The organism is Acuticoccus sediminis (genome assembly GCF_003258595.1).
Classification (GTDB): domain Bacteria; phylum Pseudomonadota; class Alphaproteobacteria; order Rhizobiales; family Amorphaceae; genus Acuticoccus; species Acuticoccus sediminis.
Map to the genome: position 1 here is coordinate 48,529 of NZ_QHHQ01000004.1, position 17,608 is coordinate 66,136.

Below are 17,608 nucleotides of genomic sequence, written 5' to 3' on the forward strand. Positions count from 1 at the left end.
GACGGGGCCTACGCGGCCTCGACGATCATGACGTTGGCGAGCCCGCCGCCCTCGCACATCGTCTGCAGCCCGTAGCGCTTGCCGCGCGCCCTGAGGGCGTGGACGAGCGTTGCCATCAGCTTCGTCCCCGACGCGCCGAGCGGGTGGCCGAGGGCGATCGCGCCGCCGTTGACGTTGAGCCTGTCCGGGTCCGCCCCGGTGTGGCGCAGCCACGCGAGCGGGACGGGCGCGAACGCCTCGTTGACCTCGTAGAGGTCGATCTCGTCGATGGACATGCCCGCCCGCTTCAGGGCCTTGTCGGTCGCGAACAGCGGCTCCTCCAGCATGATCACCGGGTCGCCGCCGGTCACCGTGAAGGAGTGGATGCGCGCCAGCGGCGTCAGTCCATGGTCCTTCAGTGCCGTTCCGGAGACGACGAGGACGGCCGACGCCCCGTCGCAGATCTGCGAGGCGTTGCCGGCGGTGATGACGCCGTCCTCGCGCAGCGTCTTCAGCCCCGCGAGCCCCTCGGCGGACGCGTCGAAGCGGATGCCCTCGTCGGTCAGATGCTGCGCCGTGCCGCCGTTCCCGTCTGAAATCTCCAGCGGGACGATCTCGTCCCTGAAGGCGCCGGCCTGGGTCGCGGCGGTGGCCCGCCTGTGGCTCTCCAGCGCGTAGGCGTCGAGCGTCTCGCGGTCGAAGCCGTGCTTCCCGGCGATCATCTCGGCGCCCATGAACTGGCTGAAGGCGATGCCGGGATACTTCTCGTCGAGGCGCGGGCTCTTCGGCGAGTTCGGCTCGAACGCGGGGGTGAAGCGACCGGTCGCGCCCATCGGCACGCGCGTCATCGATTCGACGCCGGAGGCGAGGACGATGTCCTGCGTGCCCGACAGGATCGCCTGCGCCGCGAACTGCAGCGCCTGCTGCGAGGAGCCGCACTGCCGGTCGATGGTCACCGCCGGCACGCTCTCGGGAAGGATCGAGGCGAGGACGGCGTTGCGCGCGACGTGAAGCCCCTGCTCCGCGGTCTGGCTGACGCACCCCATGATGACGTCGTCGAGCGCGGCCGGGTCGACGCCGGCCCGCTCGACCGCCGCGTCGATGGTGCTCGCGGCGAGATCGACGGGGTGCCAGCCGGCGAGCTTGCCGCCCCGCCGCCCCCCGGCGGTACGCACCGCGCTGACGATATAGGCCTCTGCCATGGCGCTTCCCTCTTGTCCCGGCCGCCTCGCGGCCCTCGTGCCCCGGGCCGCCTCGCGACCCCGTATGATTCCCGGCAGCTCGACAGTCTGTGTGCTCCTCAGCCGGTCGCGGCGTTCTCCTGTGCCGCACCGTCGCCCCGGCCGCGCGGCGGCCCGACGCGCAAACCGTCGCCGCCTCGCTGCGGGCGTGTCCGTTCCGCCGCCCGGGTCCGAGCGCGGCATGCGTTGAAATCCGGTCCCCGCGCCGCGGACGCTGGGGCCGAGCTAGCCGCCGAAGCGGGCCGGACGCTTCTCCTTGAAGGCGGCGACGCCTTCCACGAAGTCGGGGTGGCTGCCCGCCTCGCGCTGGAAGGCCCGCTCACGGGCGAGCGCGTCGTCAAACGACGACTCGCAGGCCGTCCAGGCCGCGTGGCGGATCAGACCGAGCGCCCGGGATGGGCCGGCGGCCAGCCTGTCGGCGATCTCCAGCGCCGTCGCCTCGACCGCGTCGTCGTCGACGACACGCGTCACCAGACCCCAGTCGTGGGCCTTCTCGGCGGGGATCTTCTCGGCCAGCAGCATCATCTCCATCGCCCGGACGCGGCCGACGGCGCGGGTGAGCATCCAGGTCGCCCCGCCGTCCGGCACCAGCCCGATCCGCGCGAACGCCTCGAGGAAGTAGGCCGAGCGGCCCGCTACGATGATGTCGCCCGACATCGCCAGCGACGCGCCGACGCCGGCCGCCGCACCCCGCACGGCGGTCACGAAGGGGATCGGCAGGTCGCGGATCGCCTGCATCAGCGGATTGTATGTGCGCTCGAGCGCCGCGCCCGTGTCGTGCCCCGGCTGGCCCATGGTCGATTCGCCGGTGAGCTTGGCGCCGGAGCAGAAGGCACGTTCGCCACCGGCGAGCACCACCGCGCGCGAGCTCTTCGCCGCTGCCTGAAACGCCTTCAGAAGCGCCCGGCCGATGTCCTCGGTCACGGCGTTCATCGTCGCCGGATCGTTGAGCCGCAGCACCGTGACGTCGCCCTGCTGCTCGACGAGCAGATGGTCCCCACTCACCGCTTCCGCCACAGACATCAACAGCCCCCTTAATTGTCCGGTTAATGCATATGTGGTTTCGCACCTATTGCCAAGGCTCGTCCGTCCACCACGGGAAATAGCCCGGCATGTCGGTGCTGACGCGGTCGCTGAACGCGGCGGGGCGCTTCTCCAGGAAGCTCGCCACACCCTCCCTGACGTCGGCGGAGGCGACGCGCGCGGCAACGCCGCGGCTGTCCACCCGATGCGCCTCCATAGGGCTCGCCGCACCCATCATGCGCCACATCATCTGCCGGGTGAGCGCGACGGAGACGGGCGCGGTGTTCTCCGCGATCTCGGCGGCGATGGCGCGCGCCGCCGGGAGCAGCCCCTCTCCCTGATGCACCGAGCGGACCAGCCCGCTCTCGCGCGCCTCCTCCGCGCCGAAGACGCGGCCGCTGTAGCACCACTCGAGCGCGCGGGAGATGCCGACGATCCGCGGCAGGAACCATGAGGAGCACGCCTCCGGCACGATCCCCCGCCGCGCGAAGACGAAGCCGTAGCGCGCCGTGTCCGACGCGAGGCGGATATCCATCGCGAGCTGCATCGTCGCGCCGATACCGACGGCCGGTCCGTTGCAGGCCGCGATCACCGGCTTCAGCGACCGGAAGATGCGCAGCGTGACGAGCCCGCCGCCGTCACGGATCGACGGATCGCTCCAGTCCTCCTTGCCATCCGGCCCGAGCGGCGCACCGGGATTGGCGAAGCCGCGCCCGTTACCGGAGAGGTCGGCGCCGGCGCAGAAGGCCCTGCCGGCGCCCGTCACGATCACCGCGCGCACCTCGTCGTCCGCGTCGGACATGTCGAAGGCGGCGATCAGCTCGTCCCGCATCGTGGCGTTGAAGGCATTCAGCTTCTCCGGCCGGCTCAGCGTCACCGTCATGATGCGGTCCGCGGCGTCCACGGCGAGCGTCTCGAAGTCGGTCATCGGGCCTCCCTAGTGGACCTGACGGTTTTGGCCGGACCAGAACGGCCGCCGCAGCTCGCGCTTCAGCACCTTGCCGGCGGCGTTGCGGGGCAGCATGTCGACGACCTCGACGGTCTTCGGGCACTTGAACGCGGCCAGCCGCTCGCGCGTCCAGGCAAGCACGTTGGCAGCGTCCACCTTGTGGCCCGGCCGCGCCGAGACGATCGCCTTCACCGCCTCCCCCCACGTCTCGTCCGGCACGCCGATCACCGCCACCTCGTTGACGTCGGGATGGCCGAAGATCGCGTTCTCCACCTCCGCCGGATAGACGTTCTCGCCGCCGGTGATGATCATGTCCTTGATGCGGTCGTGGATGTAGAGGAAGCCCTCCTCGTCGAGGTACCCCGCGTCGCCGGACCGGAACCAGCCGTCCCGGTCGAGGACGTCCGCGGTCGCCTCCGGGTTGGCATGGTAGCCGACCATGACGGCCGTGCCGCGGATCGCGATCTCGCCGATCTCCCCCACCGGCAGCGGCGCGCCGGCGGCGTCGACGATCCGGATCTCGGAGCCGGGGGCGGCGCGGCCGGCCGAGCGCATCCGCGGCGCCCCCTCCAGCGTGTGCTCCTCCGGAAGCAGCATGGCGATGGTGCCCGTGGTCTCGGTCAGGCCGTAGCACTGGAGGAACTCGCAGCCGATCAGCGCGATCGACTCGCGCAGCAGGGCCAGCGGCATCGGCGCCGCGCCGTAGCAGATGAGGTTGACGCGGCTGAAGTCGGTGCCCGCGGCGGCCGGGTGCCGGACGACGAACTGCAGCGCCGCCGGGACGAGGAAGAGCTTCGAGACGCCCTCCCGGGCGATGATCTGCAGGATCGCACCGGGGTCGAACTCGCGCGTGATGACGTTGGGGCAGGCATTGAGGAAACCCAGCATCCACCAGCCGATCCCGGCGATGTGCGCGAACGGCATCGACATGAGGCTGACGTCGTCGTCGCGCCAGTGGTCGTAGGCGAGGTTCGGCGGCGTGTGGCGGCGCTGGCCGAAGAGGTTGTCGTGGGAGATCAGCGCCCCCTTCGGCAGCCCCGTCGTGCCGGACGTGTAAAGGACCAGCACCGGGTCTTCCGGCCGGCACTGCTCGGGGTACGGCTCCCCCCGCGCAGCGTCGCGCCAGGCGGCATAGTCCGGCCATTCCGGGTGCCCGCCCTCGACGGCGATCAGCGTGAGACCCGCCGGGAGCTGGCCGCGCACGCGGGTCACCGCGTCCACCAGCTCGGGGCCGACGAAGAGGATCTGCGGGTCGAAGTTCACAACGATTGCGGCGATCTCGGGCGGCGCGAGACGCCAGTTGACGGGTGCGAACAGCGCGCCGGCGCGGGCCGACCCGACGAAGATCTCGAACGCGAGGTCGCAGTTCTTGCCGACGTATGCGACGCGCTCGGCGCCCTCGTCGGCGATCGCGTTGGCGACGCGGTCGCAGAACCCATCGAACGCGGCGAAGGTCGTCACGCGGCCCTCGAAGATGTTGCAGGCACGGGCGGGGGCGCGCCTCGCGTTCTCGCGGGCGAGCGCGCCGACGGTCGACAACGTGCCGATATCGAACATGTCCGTTCCCTCCGGGGCGTTATCGTCATATCCGGCGGGCCGGATCCTCGCCCGCGCCGTGTGGCGGATGCCCCGTCCGCCGCCGGGCGGGGGCTCCCGCGCCGGCTCGATGCGCGGCACGTCGGTCGCCGCGCCGATCCCCGGTGACCCGCGTCAGATGCTGCGCGCGACCACCTCCTTCATGATCTCCGACGTCCCGCCGTAGATCCGCTCCACCCGCGCATCGCGCCAGATCCGGGCGATGGGGTACTCGTTCATGTACCCCGCCCCGCCGTGAAGCTGGAGCGCGGCGTCGCAGATCGTCCAGAGCGTCTCGGTGTGCCACAGCTTGGCCGCGGAAGCCTCGACGGCGGTCAGCTTCCCCGCCACGTGGCGCATCAGCGCCCAGTCGAGATGCGCCCAGCCCACCTGCAGCCGCGTTTTCAGGTCGGCGAGGGTGAAGCGGGTGTTCTGGAACTCGAAAACGGTGCTGCCGAAGGCCGTGCGCCCCTTGGTGAAGGCGACCGCCTCGTCGAAGGCGCGCTGGGCGCGGGCCTGCGCCATGACGGCGATCGACAGGCGCTCCTGGGGAAGCTGGTTCATCAGCTGCGCGAAACCCTGCCCCTCCTCGCCCAGGCAGTTGGTGATCGGAACGCGCACGTTCTCGAAGAAGAGCTCGGACGTGTCGGCGGAGTGCTGGCCGATCTTGTCGAGGTTGCGGCCGCGGGCGAACCCCTCGCGGTCCGCCTCGACCAGGATCAGGCTGATCCCCTTCGCGCCCTTCTCCGGGTCGGTCTTGGCGACCACCACGACGAGGTCCGCGTTCTGCCCGTTGGTGATGTAGGTCTTGCTGCCGGAGACCTCGTAGTGGTTCCCGTCGCGCCGCGCGACGGTCTTCACCCCCTTGAGGTCGGAGCCGGCGCCCGGCTCCGTCATCGCGATGGCGGTGATGACGTCTCCCGCGACCATGCCCGGTAGCCAGCGCGCCTTCTGCTCGGCCGAGCCGTAGGCGACGAGGTAGTCGGCGACGATGTCGGACTGGAGGCCGATTCCGGCGCTCGACCCGGCGTAGGCGAGCTCCTCGCTGACGACGGCATTATACCGGAAGTCGAGTCCCGGCCCGCCGTATTCTTCCGGTACCGTGGGGCACAGGAGGCCCGCCGCGCCGGCCTCGCGCCAGAAGGTCCGGTCGACGATGCCCTCGTTCTCCCACCGCTCGAGATTGGGGGTGAGGTGGCGGTCGAACATCTTTCGGACCGTGGTGCGGAAGGCCTCGTGCTCGCCGTCGTAGGCCCCACGTTCTGCGGTGTCGAGCATGCGATCCTCCAGCGCCGGAGGCCTTAATTACTCGATTAATTTACTCGCGTAAAGTCGAGTCGTCGACCACCAGGCCGCCCATGATGAGGTCGATCACCTGCCGGGCGTAGGCGCGCCGCAGGTCGTCGTCGATCTCCTCGATTCCGTGCACGTAGCGCAGCACGTAGCGGGCGGAGAAGATCTGGTCGCATGCACCTATGATTGTGAAGTAGAGGAACTTGGCATCGACGTACTTGAACTCGCCGGTCGCGACGCCGTCCTCGATCATCCGCTGGTAGGCCTCGATGATCGGCGCGCAGTAGGACAGCGCGATCTCGCGGGCGGCGGGCTCGTTCCCGTCGCGCATGACGGCGGTCAGCAGCCGGTTCAGGTACGGCCGGTAGAAGTACATCTTGATGAGCGCCGACAGATGATACTTCATCTTCAGCGTCGGCCGCAGGTCCATGTCGACGAGGTCGCGCAGTTGGGTCACGGCGTTGGTGAGGTCGCGCTCGAGGAGCGCGAGGACGAGGCCCCGCTTGTTGCCGAAATAGTACTTGACCAGCGCGGCGTTGACCTTGGCCGTCTGCGCGATGTCGCTGAGGGACACGTCGATCGTGTCCCGCGAGCGCATCAGCGAGCTTGCCGCCTCCAGCAATTTGTCGCGCGTTGTCGCGGGCGCACCGTCCGACTCGACGGGCGCCCTGCTGCCGATCTCGTCGGGTGCAGTATGATCGTAACTCTCCACGCCTTTAACTTTGCATGCTGGCTGTTTGTCCGCAACGCATCCGGGAGGTCCGCAGGTGCAAGACAGGCAGACGGAATTGACGTGACATGCCGCGCCCCTAACCGAACATCGAAGCCGTTAATTGATGGATTGACAGATCGAACTCAACATGGTGAAGAGTCCCATCAATGGCGGCAAAAGATCGCTGGGTACGACCGGCCGGGAGGGGCCGGCGCTCTTGAAGGAAACGGCCGTGTCTAGGGTTGAGGCTGCGGTTTCGGCATCGGATCAGGGCAAAAAGCGCTGACCACGCCGCAACATACCGCATGCCCCAGGGGGTGGCACCTCATCGCGCTCCAGCGGACACGGTCCGTCAGCGCGTGCGACGGACGTCGAACGTCCCATGGCTGCGCCTCGGTCAAGAGGACCGACCGAGGCGCACCACGCATCTCGCGAAATTCCCGCATCTTCAACGCCCGTTTGGCAGACGCCGCTCAGTCGCTGCGCCTCGCGTCAGCGGACGTCACGGCACCGGCGCGCCCGGGCACTCGTTCCAGACGGCAATCCCGAATCACCCGGGCCGCAACGCACATCCGGAGCGAATCGCAGTGACCGTTCGGGCCCACCGCGCCGAAGGGCTGCGGCTGGAGGCGCACCACGGCCGCGTCGTCGCCTGCCGGGCCGAGCGGCTCGCCAACGTCAATGCCCTCTGGCAGGCCGCGCTCGACGCGAACCGGGACGGCGAGGCCGTCGTCGACGGCGGGGAACGGCTGACCTACGCCGAACTCGACGAGCGAATCGCCCGCCTCGCTGGCGGGCTCGCCGCCTGCGGCATCGGACCGGGTGACCGCGTCGCGGTGCGGCTCGGCAACTCCGCCGCCTTCGTCGCGCTCGTCTTCGCGATCGCCCGCCTCGGGGCGATCCTCGTGCCCATCAACGTGCGCGAGGAGATGGAGGGCATGCGCCATCTCCTCACCGACTGCGGCGCCGCGCTGATCGTCACCGAGGCGGAACACGCCGCGGCCGTTCCGCCGCCGGCGGAGACCCCGGCCTGCCGGAACCGGTTCTCCATCGGCGCCGCCGACGGCTTTCGCCCGTATCGCGAGCTCGAGGCCGGTGCGCCGGTCAGGACGGCCGCCCCGGTCCACGAGGACGAGACGGCCGCGATCCTCTACACCTCCGGCACGACCGGCCGCTCCAAGGGGGCGCTCCTCACCCACCTCGGCATCGTCCATCAGGCGGCGACCTACCGGGAGCTCTTCGCGCTCACGCCTGCCGACTGCACCGTCCTCGTCGTGCCGATGAGCCACGTGACCGGGCTGATGGCCGGTATCCACGCCACCGTCGCCGCCGCCGGGCGGATCGTCGCCATGCGCACCTTCGACGCGGCCGGCTTCCTCGAGACCGCGGCGCGCGAGCGGCTGACGTTCACGATCCTCGTCCCGGCGATGTACAACCTCTTCCTGATGCGCGCACGCCTCGCCGACTACGACCTCGGCGCCTGGCGAATCGGCGGCTATGGCGGCGCGCCGATGCCCGCCCCGACCATCGAGCGGCTCGCCGAGGCCCTCCCCAACCTCAACCTCGTCAACGCCTACGGCGCGACCGAGACGACCTCGCCGATGACCCTGATGGATCCCTCGGAGACGGCGCGCCGCAGGCTCAGCGTCGGGCTCGCGACGCCGGGCGCCGAGATCGTGGTGATGGACGACGCGGGGCGCGAGGTGCCCACTGGGGAGACCGGCGAGCTCTGGCACGCCGGGCCGATGATCGTCCCCGGATACTGGAACAACCCGGAGGCGACGGCGCGCGAGTTCGTCGGCCGCTTCTGGAAGTCGGGCGATATCGGATCGATCGACGCGGACGGGTTCGTCTACGTCCACGACCGCAAGAAGGACATGATCAACCGCGGCGGTTTCAAGATCTACACCGCCGAGGTGGAGGGCGTGCTGCTGGGCGTTCCGGGCGTGCGCGAAGCGGCGGTGATCGCCAAGCCCTGCATCGTCCTCGGAGAGAGGGTCCACGCCGTGGTGCATGCGGATGCGGGAGTCACGGCCGATGCGCTCGCCCTCGCCTGTTCGGTCCTGACGGACTATCAGCGGCCGGAGAGCTTCACGTTCAACGCCGGGCCGCTGCCGCGCAACGCGAACGGGAAGGTGTTGAAGCGCCACCTGCGCGAGGCGCTCGGCTTCGTGAGCCCTTAGGCCAGGACGTGCGTCGGCAGCACGCGCGTGCTGCCGCCCGCCGGACCCGCCTCCGTCGGACCGGAGGCGTCACGGCGCGTTCGCCACGAGGTCGGCAGGCCGCCTGAGCGCCTATTGAAGCGTCGCCCAAGCGGGCGGTTCCCCGTTCTCGTCGTCTACATCTCCCTCACCGGCGAATGGTCGGTGGCAGCAGGGGCAGGGCAGACCTCGGAACATGGAAAGGTCCAGCACCTTCTTCTGCGGAAGAAAGATGATCTTCCCATCGTCGTCGAGACCAGTCTGCAGAGAGCCGAAATCGGACACTGGTATCCTCCTTCAGGTGTCCTTGGCTTCGAAACCCGGCGCGTGCGGTCACCCGATGCCCGAAGCCCACACGGTCCAGCACGCTATCTAACGTTAGAGTGCCAAACCATACGATTTGCTTGTATTCGCCGACGTTTTGTCAGAGTTCGTTATACGCTTTGCCAAAAATAGCACAATCTCCTCGCGACGAGGTATTGTAAATATCCAACAGAGGCAAAAAGGCAGTCGGCAGAATTTCGCCCAAATTGTTGCAACAAGCCGACAATTTTAGCAACCCGGCGCCAAACACTGGGGCGAAAAGCCGATATCGCGCCTTTTGGACCCGCCCGAAGCCCCCAATTTCGCTGGCGACACCTGGCGTACGGCGGGTTGGTCAGACGATTTGATCATATCAAACTCCGAGTTAGGAGAGTTCATTCGTTCTCAAATGCACATAAAGGCAATAAATCCAAGGCTGCAATAGCCAATCGCGCAACCAGGGCGATCCGCCGTCAACGGGGCGGCATGCGCGACGAGACAACCGATGCAACCGATATTACGTCGCCCGATTGTAATGTTTCATCATGCACGAAATAAACATTCGGCCGGCGACATTGGACGTGACGGGTCGATGCCCGAACCGATGCCCGAACATGCCCGTTTGTCTCAAATTTGCGACAATTGTCCAACAACCCGGCTGTTCGCGAGAAAAACTGCGCGAGCCGGTTGTGCTCCAGGCCCGACGGGCCCGCCTTAGTCCTCGCCCGCCGCCAGATCGCGCAGACGGGCGCGGATGATTTTCCCGGTGGTCGTCAGAGGCATTTCACTCAGGAAATAAACCCGGCGCGGATACTCGTGCGCCGCGAGCCGGTTCTTAACGTGCTGGGCGATCTCGTCTGCGAGGCGGTCGGACGGCTCGTAACCCTCCGCCAGCGTCACGTACGCCGCCACCACCGCGCCGCGGATCGGGTCGGGCTTGCCGACCACACCAGCAAGTTGCACGGCCGGGTGCGAAATGAGACAATTTTCAACCTCCGCCGGCCCGATGCGGTAGCCGGCCGAGCTGATCACATCGTCGTTACGACCGACAAATGTGAACCGCCCCGCGTCCCGGGTGCCTCGATCGCCGGTCAGGAGCCAGCGCCCGTCTGGCCCGTCGACGAACTTCTCCGCCGTCGCCTCGGGGTTATTCCAGTAGCGCAGAAACATGACGGGATCCGGCGACAGGACCGCGATCGCCCCCTCCTCGCCATCGGCGAGGATCGCGCCGCTCACCTCGTCGATCACCTCGACCCGGTGCCCCGGAGCGGCGCGGCCCATCACACCCGGCGTCACCGCCTCCAGCGCGCTGCAGGAGGAGACCACCATGTTGCACTCGGTCTGCCCGTAGAACTCGTTGATGGTGGTGCCGAAGACCCGCTCGCCCCAGTCGATCAGCTCCGGGCTCAGCGTCTCCCCGCCGCTCGCCACCGAGCGCAGGGTCAGCGCGAACCGGTCGGCATCCGGCACCAGCCGCATCATCTTCAGCGCCGTCGGAGGCAGGAAGGCGTTGCGCACCTCCTGCGCGGCCATGAGCCGGAGCGCCGCCTCGCCGGTGAACTTCTCGAACCGGCAGGCGACCACAGGAATCCCGTGGTGAAGCGCGGGCATCAGCACGTCGAGGAGCCCGCCGATCCATGCCCAGTCCGCCGGCGTCCAGAACCTGTCGCCGTCCTCGGGCATCAGGTTGTGGCTCACCTCGACGCCGGGGAGGTGGCCGAGGAGCACCCGGTGCGCATGGAGCGCGCCCTTCGGGTCCCCCGTCGTGCCGGAGGTGTAGATGAGCACCGCCGGATCGTCCGCCAGCGTGTCCACCGGCTCGAACGTCACCCGCTCGCCCTCACAGGCCGTGGAGAAGTCCTCGGCGCCCTCGACCGCCCCGTCGATGCAAAGGACGACTTCGAGCTCGGGGAGCGCGGCGCGGATCTCGGCGATCCGGGCCGCACCGGCGCGGTTGGTGATCACCGCCCTGGCGCCGGAGTCGCGCAGGCGGTGGCCCAGCGCGTCGACCCCGAAGAGGGTGAAGAGCGGGATCGAGACGCACCCCAGCTTCGCCGATGCGATGTGGGCGAGCGCCGTCTCGACGCACTGCGGCAGCAGCACGCCGATGCGGTCGCCCACCTCGCCGTGCCGGCCGACGCCGCGCGCCGCCAGCGCGTGGGCGAGCTGGTTGGAGCGCGCCCTCAGTTCGCCGAACGTCGTCGTGGTTGCCGTTCCGTCGGGCTTCGCGTCGATGATCGCCGGCGCGTCGGGAACGCGCTCGGCCCAGCGGTCGCAGATGTCGACGCCGATATTGTACCGCTCGGGGATCTCCCAGTGGAACGCCTTCTGGAGCTCCTCGTAGGTCTTCACGCGCGGCAGCACGGGCTCAGTCCTCCGTTTCGAGGGCGAGGAGGAGCGTGCCCTCCTCGACCTGGTCTCCGGGCGAGACCATGACCTCGGCCACCACGCCGTCGCGCGGCGCGGTCATTGTGTGCTCCATCTTCATCGCCTCCAGCACGACGAGCGCCTGACCCGTCTCGACGGTGTCGCCCGCCGCGACCCGCACGGCCCGGACGAGACCCGGCATCGGCGCCGCGACGGTGTCGCCGCCCGCGCCCTCCTCCGCGTGGGCCTCGGCGCTGTAGTGGGCGAAGCGGTAGGCGAGCGTGTCCATGAAGACGGTGACCGCCTCCGCCTCGTGGGCGATCCCGACGGTCGCGATCCGCTCGCCGAAGGCGATCCGGATGCGGTCGGGGTCGGACCCGTCGACGACGCTGAGCCGGGTGGAACCGGCCGGCGTCTCGACCGTGAACCGCCCGGCGTCCTCGATGACGGGAACGTCGACGCGCCCGTCCGATCCCTCGAACCGGGCGGCCTGCCGCGCGGCGCCCCAGCTCCGGAAGCCGGCGAGCGCGGCGAACGGCTCGTCGTCCGCGACCGGCGCCAGACGGCGGAGCTGCGCCAGCGCCGCGACGGCGATCGCCTCCGCCGGCGGCGGGGCCGATGCCGTCAACGCCGCCTGATCGCGGCCGATGACGCCCGTGTCGACGTCGCCCGCCGCAAAGCCCTCGTGCGCCGCGAGGCGGGCCAGGAAGGCGACGTTGGTGACCGAGCCGGCGACGCGCGTCTCGCCCAGTGCGCGGGACAGGCGCGCGAGCGCGCTCGCCCGGTCCGGCCCCCAGACGATCAGCTTGGCGATCATCGGGTCGTAGTGGGGTGTGATACGGTCCCCCTCGGCGACGCCGGTGTCGACGCGCACCCCCTCCCCGTCCGGCAGCCTCAGCGTGGTGAGCTGGCCGGTCGCCGGCAGGAAGTCGCGCGTCGCGTCCTCGGCGTAGATGCGCGCCTCGAACGCGTGGCCGTTGAGGCCGACGCCCGACTGGTCGAACGGCAGCGGCTCGCCGCCCGCGACCCGCAGCTGCAGCTCCACGAGATCGAGGCCGGTGACGAACTCGGTGACCGGGTGCTCGACCTGGAGGCGCGTGTTCATCTCCATGAACCAGAAGCGGTCCGGCCTCAGGCCCTCCGAGCCGTCGACGATGAACTCGATGGTCCCGGCGCCGACGTAGCCGATCGCCTGCGCGGCCTTCACCGCCGCCTCGCCCATGGCGGCGCGCATCTCGGCCGGCATGCCCGGCGCGGGCGCCTCCTCGATGACCTTCTGGTGGCGCCGCTGCAGCGAGCAGTCGCGCTCGTTGAGATGGACGACGTTGCCGTGCCTGTCGCCGAACACCTGGATCTCGATGTGGCGCGGCTTCTCGATGTACTTCTCGATCAGGCAGTGCGGGTCGCCGAAGGAGGACTGGCCCTCGCGCTGGGCTCCTTCCAGCGCGGCGGCGAAGTCGGCCGGCCTCTCGACCCGGCGCATGCCCTTGCCGCCGCCGCCCGCGCGCGCCTTGATCAGCACGGGATAGCCGATCCGCTCGGCCTCCCTTTCCAGCGTCTCGGCATCCTGCGCCTCGCCGTGGTAGCCGGGGACGACCGCGACGCCGGCCTTCTCCATCAGCGCCTTGGCCGCGTCCTTCAGGCCCATGGCCCGGATCGCCGAGGACGGCGGGCCGACGAAGGTGATCCCCGCCGCCTCGACGGCGTCGACAAAGTCCGGGTTCTCCGACAGGAAGCCGTAGCCGGGGTGGATCGCATCGGCCCCGGTCAGCCGCGCCGCGGCGATGATGGTGCCGGCCTTCAGGTAGCTCTCGGCGACGGGGGGCGGGCCGATCGGCACCGCCTCGTCCGCCATCTTCACATGGAGCGCGTTGCGGTCCGCCTCGGAGAACACCGCGACGGTGGCGATCCCCATCCGGCGGGCCGTGCGGATGACACGGCAGGCGATCTCGCCGCGATTGGCGATGAGGAGCTTCTTCATCGTCTGGCGTCCTGCTCGAGGGGTTGGCCGTTGCACGTGACCAGGGTCAGCCGTTCTTCCGCGTCCTCGTCCTCGTGTCGGCCGAACCGCAGGATGGCGACCGTATTGACCGTCGGCGAACAGACGAGGGGATCGTCCTCGAGGATCGGTCGAACCATCTCGAAGAGGGCTTCCGCGTCGTGCGCGTCGAGGTAGAGCGCGCCGCCGCTTCCGTCGGCAGCGATATCGTTGCCGTCGATCTCGCCAATCCCGCTCTCCTCCACGACGGGGAAAAGGCGGTCTTCCAGGTCGTCCAGCGCGTCCAGCGTGATGCCGGCGCCGAGGAAGGTCAGGACCAGGACGTGTTCGAACATCGCCGCCTCACATCCGGAAGAGGCCGAACCGGGTGTCCGGGATCGGCGCGTTGAGGGTGGCGGCCAGAGACAGGCCGAGCGTGTCGCGCGTCTTCACCGGGTCGACGATGCCGTCGTCCCAGAGGCGCGCGGAGGCGTAGAGGGGGTTGGACTGGCGCTCGAACATGTCGATGGTGGGCTGCTTGAAGGCCGCCTCCTCCTCGTCCGACCATGTGCCGCCGCGCCGCTCGATGCCGTCGCGCCGGACGATGGCGAGAACCCGCGCGGCCTGCTCGCCGCCCATGACGGCGATGCGCGAGTTCGGCCACGTCCACAGGAAGCGCGGCTGGTAGGCGCGGCCGGCCATGCCGTAGTTGCCCGCCCCGTAGGAGCCGCCGATCAGCATGGTGATCTTCGGCACCGCCGTGGTGGAGACCGCCGTCACCAGCTTGGCGCCGTGCTTGGCGATGCCGCCCGCCTCGTAGGCCCGGCCGACCATGAAGCCGGTGATGTTCTGCAGGAAGACCAGCGGGATCTTCTGCTGCGAGCAAAGCTCCACGAAGTGGGCGCCCTTCATCGAGCTTTCCGCGAACAGCACGCCGTTGTTGGCGATGATGCCGACCGGAATGCCCCAGATGTGGGCGAAGCCGCAGACGAGCGTGGTGCCGTAACGGGCCTTGAACTCGTCGAAGCGCGAGCCGTCGACGACGCGGGCGATCACCTCGCGCACGTCGTAGGGCGTCTTCGGATCGGCGGGGACGATGCCCATGATCTCGGCGGGGTCGTAGTGCGGCGGCTCGGGCGTCGCGAGGACGACGGACCCGGGCCGCGGCTGGGCGCGGTTGGCGACCGCCCGGCGCGCGAGCTCCAGGGCGTGGACGTCGTCGGTGGCGAGGTGGTCGGCAACGCCCGAGAGGCGCGTGTGCACGTCACCGCCGCCGAGGTCCTCCGCCGTCACGATCTCTCCCGTCGCCGCACGCACCAGCGGCGGGCCGGCGAGGAAGATGGTGCCCTGCCTGGCGACGATGATGGTCTCGTCGCTCATTGCCGGCACGTAGGCGCCGCCGGCCGTGCAGGAGCCCATCACGACGGCGATCTGGGGGATCCCCTTCGCCGACATGCGCGCCTGATTGTAGAAGATGCGGCCGAAGTGGTCGCGGTCCGGGAACACCTCGTCCTGGTTGGGAAGGTTCGCCCCGCCCGAGTCCACGAGGTAGACGCACGGGAGATTGTTCTCCTCGGCGATCTCCTGCGCGCGAAGGTGCTTCTTCACGGTGACGGGGTAGTAGGTGCCGCCCTTCACCGTCGCGTCGTTGGCGAGCACCATCACCTCGCGGCCCATGACGCGGCCGATGCCGGCGATGGCCCCCGCCGCCGGCACCTCGTCGCCGTACATCCCGTTCGCCGCGAAGAGGCCGATCTCGAGGAACGGCGAGCCGGGATCGAGGAGCCCCTGCACGCGGTCGCGCGGCAGGAGCTTGCCGCGCTTGAGGTGCCGCTCGCGCGCCGCCTCGCCGCCGCCGGCGATGGCCGTCTCGGCGACGGCACGGGCCACGTCGAACTGCGCCTGCATGGCGGCGCGGTTGGTGGCGAACGCCTCGGACCGGGCGGAGATGGCTGAGGTCAGGATCGTCATGAAACCCCCTTGGCGGCGCGGCAGGCGGCCGTGCGGGCACGGCCGGGAACCGCGCGGGGACGGAGCGGAAGGTTGGACATGGCCGGCGCCTTACGCCGTCTCGGCGAAGAGCTCGCGGCCGATCAGCATGCGGCGGATCTCGGAGGTGCCGGCGCCGATCTCGTAGAGCTTGGCGTCGCGCAGCAGGCGGCCGGTCGGGTACTCGTTGATGTAGCCGTTGCCGCCCAGCGCCTGGATCGCCTCCAGCGCCATCTGCGTGGCCTTCTCGGCCGCGTAGAGGATGCATCCGGCGGCGTCCTTGCGGGACGTCTCGCCCCGGTCGCAGGCGGCGGCCACCGCGTAGACGTAGGCGCGGCAGGCGTTCATCGTGACGTACATGTCCGCGAGCTTGCCCTGCATCAGCTGGAACTCGCCGATGGGCTTTCCGAACTGCTCGCGCTCGTGGACGTAGGGCACCACCACGTCGAGGCAGGCTGCCATGATGCCGAGCGGCCCGGCGGCCAGCACCACGCGCTCGTAATCGAGCCCCGACATCAGGACGCGCACGCCGCCCCCTTCCTCGCCGAGGATGCTCTCGTAGGGGACCTCGCAGTTCTCGAACACCAGTTCGCAGGTGTTGGAGCCGCGCATGCCGAGCTTGTCGAGCTTCTGGGCGGTGGTGAAGCCGGCCATGCCCTTCTCGATCAGGAAGGCGGTGATGCCCTTAGGCCCGGCGTCCGGATCGGTCTTGGCGTAGACGACCAGCGTGGACGCGTCCGGCCCGTTGGTGATCCACATCTTGGTGCCGTTGAGGATGAAGCGGTCGTTGCGCTTCTCGGCCCGCAGCTTCATCGAGACGACGTCCGACCCCGCGCCCGGCTCCGACATCGCCAGCGAGCCGACGTGCTCGCCGGAGATGAGGCCCGGAAGATACTTCGCCTTCTGCTCGGCGGTCCCGTTGCGGCGGATCTGGTTGACGCACAGGTTGGAGTGCGCGCCGTAGGAAAGGCCGACGGAGGCCGAGGCGCGGGAGATCTCCTCGATGGCGACGCAGTGGGCGAGGTAGCCCATCCCCGAGCCGCCGAGCTCCTCCTCCACCGTGATGCCGAGGAGGCCGAGCTCGCCCATCTCGCGCCACAGCTCCATCGGGAACTCGTTGGTCGCGTCGATCTCGGCCGCGCGCGGGGCGATCCGCTCCTGCGCGAAGCGGTGCGTCATCTCGCGCAGGGCGTCGATATCCTCGCCGAGCGCGAAGTTCATGGTCTTGTCGAACACAGGCTCCTCCCGGCGCCGGTCTCGAGGCCGACGCTCCGTAGTGTCATCTCAACATAAATCTCGGCGATGGTCTCACGCGAGAGGCGGCCGCCCTCGCGGTACCACGTGGTCACGCCCGTCAGCATGGCGATGAGCGCCCGGGCGCCGACATTGACGTCGGGCACCTGGAAGACGCCGGCCTCGACGCCGTCGGCGAGGATCTGGCGGACCGCCAGCTCGTAGCGGCGGCGCATGGCGTTGACGGCGGCGAAATTGTCCTCCTCCAGGCTGCGCAGCTCCATGTACGCGATGAAGACCGCGGTCGCCTGGTCGAAGTGGTGGGCGATGTGGAAGCGGGCGAAGTTGGCGAGGCGCTCCGTCGGCGGCGCGTCCTCGAGCCGTGCCTCCTCCCAGGCGTCGAGCAGGCTCTCCATGTGGGTGACCATGAGATCGGCCAGGATCGCCTGCTTGGACGGGAAGTGGTTGTAGATCGCGCTCTGGCGGATGCCGACGGCGCCGGCGATATCGCGCATGGACACCGCGCCGTAGCTCTTCCGGGCGAACAGACGCTCGGCGGCTTGGCGGATGACCTCGCGGGTGCCTTGGCTTTTATCGAGCATGTCCGCATCCAGTGAACGATCGTTCATTCACCTCTTGAACCTCCGTGTCAAGCATGGCAGGGTTGCGGCGTTCGAATGGCTCATGCAACGCCATAGGCCAAGCCGATGACGTTCGGACACCGCGTTTCGACGGCGCGGCGGACCACCACAAGCCGCCGCTCCC

General features: G+C 69.3%; 13 protein-coding genes. 1 reads left to right on the forward strand and 12 read right to left on the reverse strand.

Annotated elements, in window-relative coordinates; translation table 11 throughout:
* Window positions 1-8: 8 nt before the first annotated feature.
* The 6 genes from DLJ53_RS18440 to DLJ53_RS18465 all read right to left on the reverse strand — a co-directional run bounded on the left by DLJ53_RS18440 (window position 9) and on the right by DLJ53_RS18465 (window position 6,772).
* Window positions 9-1,181, reverse strand: a complete 1,173-nt coding sequence (locus DLJ53_RS18440; RefSeq protein ID WP_111347964.1) for an acetyl-CoA C-acetyltransferase — start codon at window positions 1,179-1,181, stop codon at window positions 9-11.
* Window positions 1,182-1,445: 264 nt separating this feature from the next.
* Window positions 1,446-2,225, reverse strand: coding sequence for an enoyl-CoA hydratase-related protein (locus tag DLJ53_RS18445; RefSeq protein WP_211100621.1), 780 nt, complete (start codon window positions 2,223-2,225; stop codon window positions 1,446-1,448).
* 64 nt (window positions 2,226-2,289) lie between these two features.
* Window positions 2,290-3,171, reverse strand: coding sequence for a crotonase/enoyl-CoA hydratase family protein (locus tag DLJ53_RS18450; protein ID WP_111347968.1), 882 nt, complete (start codon window positions 3,169-3,171; stop codon window positions 2,290-2,292).
* Window positions 3,172-3,180: 9 nt separating this feature from the next.
* Complete coding sequence (locus DLJ53_RS18455) at window positions 3,181-4,749, reverse strand: long-chain-fatty-acid--CoA ligase (RefSeq protein ID WP_111347970.1); 1,569 nt, start codon at window positions 4,747-4,749, stop codon at window positions 3,181-3,183.
* 153 nt (window positions 4,750-4,902) lie between these two features.
* Window positions 4,903-6,045 (reverse strand): acyl-CoA dehydrogenase family protein, encoded by a 1,143-nt coding sequence (locus DLJ53_RS18460; protein WP_111347972.1) that lies wholly within the window; start codon window positions 6,043-6,045, stop codon window positions 4,903-4,905.
* A gap of 40 nt (window positions 6,046-6,085) precedes the next feature.
* Complete coding sequence (locus tag DLJ53_RS18465) at window positions 6,086-6,772, reverse strand: TetR family transcriptional regulator (RefSeq protein ID WP_146620026.1); 687 nt, start codon at window positions 6,770-6,772, stop codon at window positions 6,086-6,088.
* Between the two features lie 587 nt (window positions 6,773-7,359).
* Here DLJ53_RS18465 and DLJ53_RS18470 point away from each other — a divergent pair.
* Entirely contained in the window at window positions 7,360-8,955 is a 1,596-nt protein-coding gene (locus DLJ53_RS18470; protein ID WP_244935105.1) for a class I adenylate-forming enzyme family protein, read from the forward strand.
* Window positions 8,956-9,990: 1,035 nt separating this feature from the next.
* Here DLJ53_RS18470 and DLJ53_RS18475 read toward each other — a convergent pair.
* The 6 genes from DLJ53_RS18475 to DLJ53_RS18500 form a co-directional block, all read right to left on the reverse strand.
* Window positions 9,991-11,640: an AMP-binding protein gene (locus DLJ53_RS18475; protein WP_111347978.1), complete on the reverse strand. Its 1,650-nt coding sequence runs from the start codon at window positions 11,638-11,640 to the stop codon at window positions 9,991-9,993.
* A gap of 4 nt (window positions 11,641-11,644) precedes the next feature.
* Complete coding sequence (locus tag DLJ53_RS18480; RefSeq protein ID WP_111347980.1) at window positions 11,645-13,624, reverse strand: acetyl/propionyl/methylcrotonyl-CoA carboxylase subunit alpha; 1,980 nt, start codon at window positions 13,622-13,624, stop codon at window positions 11,645-11,647.
* A complete protein-coding gene (locus DLJ53_RS18485; protein WP_111347982.1) occupies window positions 13,621-13,977 on the reverse strand; it encodes a hypothetical protein in 357 nt (118 codons plus the stop codon). The genes DLJ53_RS18480 and DLJ53_RS18485 overlap by 4 nt, the downstream gene beginning before the upstream one ends.
* 7 nt (window positions 13,978-13,984) lie before the next feature.
* Window positions 13,985-15,592: a carboxyl transferase domain-containing protein gene (locus tag DLJ53_RS18490; protein ID WP_111347984.1), complete on the reverse strand. Its 1,608-nt coding sequence runs from the start codon at window positions 15,590-15,592 to the stop codon at window positions 13,985-13,987.
* A gap of 90 nt (window positions 15,593-15,682) precedes the next feature.
* Window positions 15,683-16,831: an isovaleryl-CoA dehydrogenase gene (locus DLJ53_RS18495; RefSeq protein WP_280525518.1), complete on the reverse strand. Its 1,149-nt coding sequence runs from the start codon at window positions 16,829-16,831 to the stop codon at window positions 15,683-15,685.
* Window positions 16,828-17,445, reverse strand: a complete 618-nt coding sequence (locus DLJ53_RS18500; RefSeq protein WP_111347988.1) for a TetR/AcrR family transcriptional regulator — start codon at window positions 17,443-17,445, stop codon at window positions 16,828-16,830. The genes DLJ53_RS18495 and DLJ53_RS18500 overlap by 4 nt, the downstream gene beginning before the upstream one ends.
* Between the last annotated feature and the right edge of the window lie 163 nt (window positions 17,446-17,608).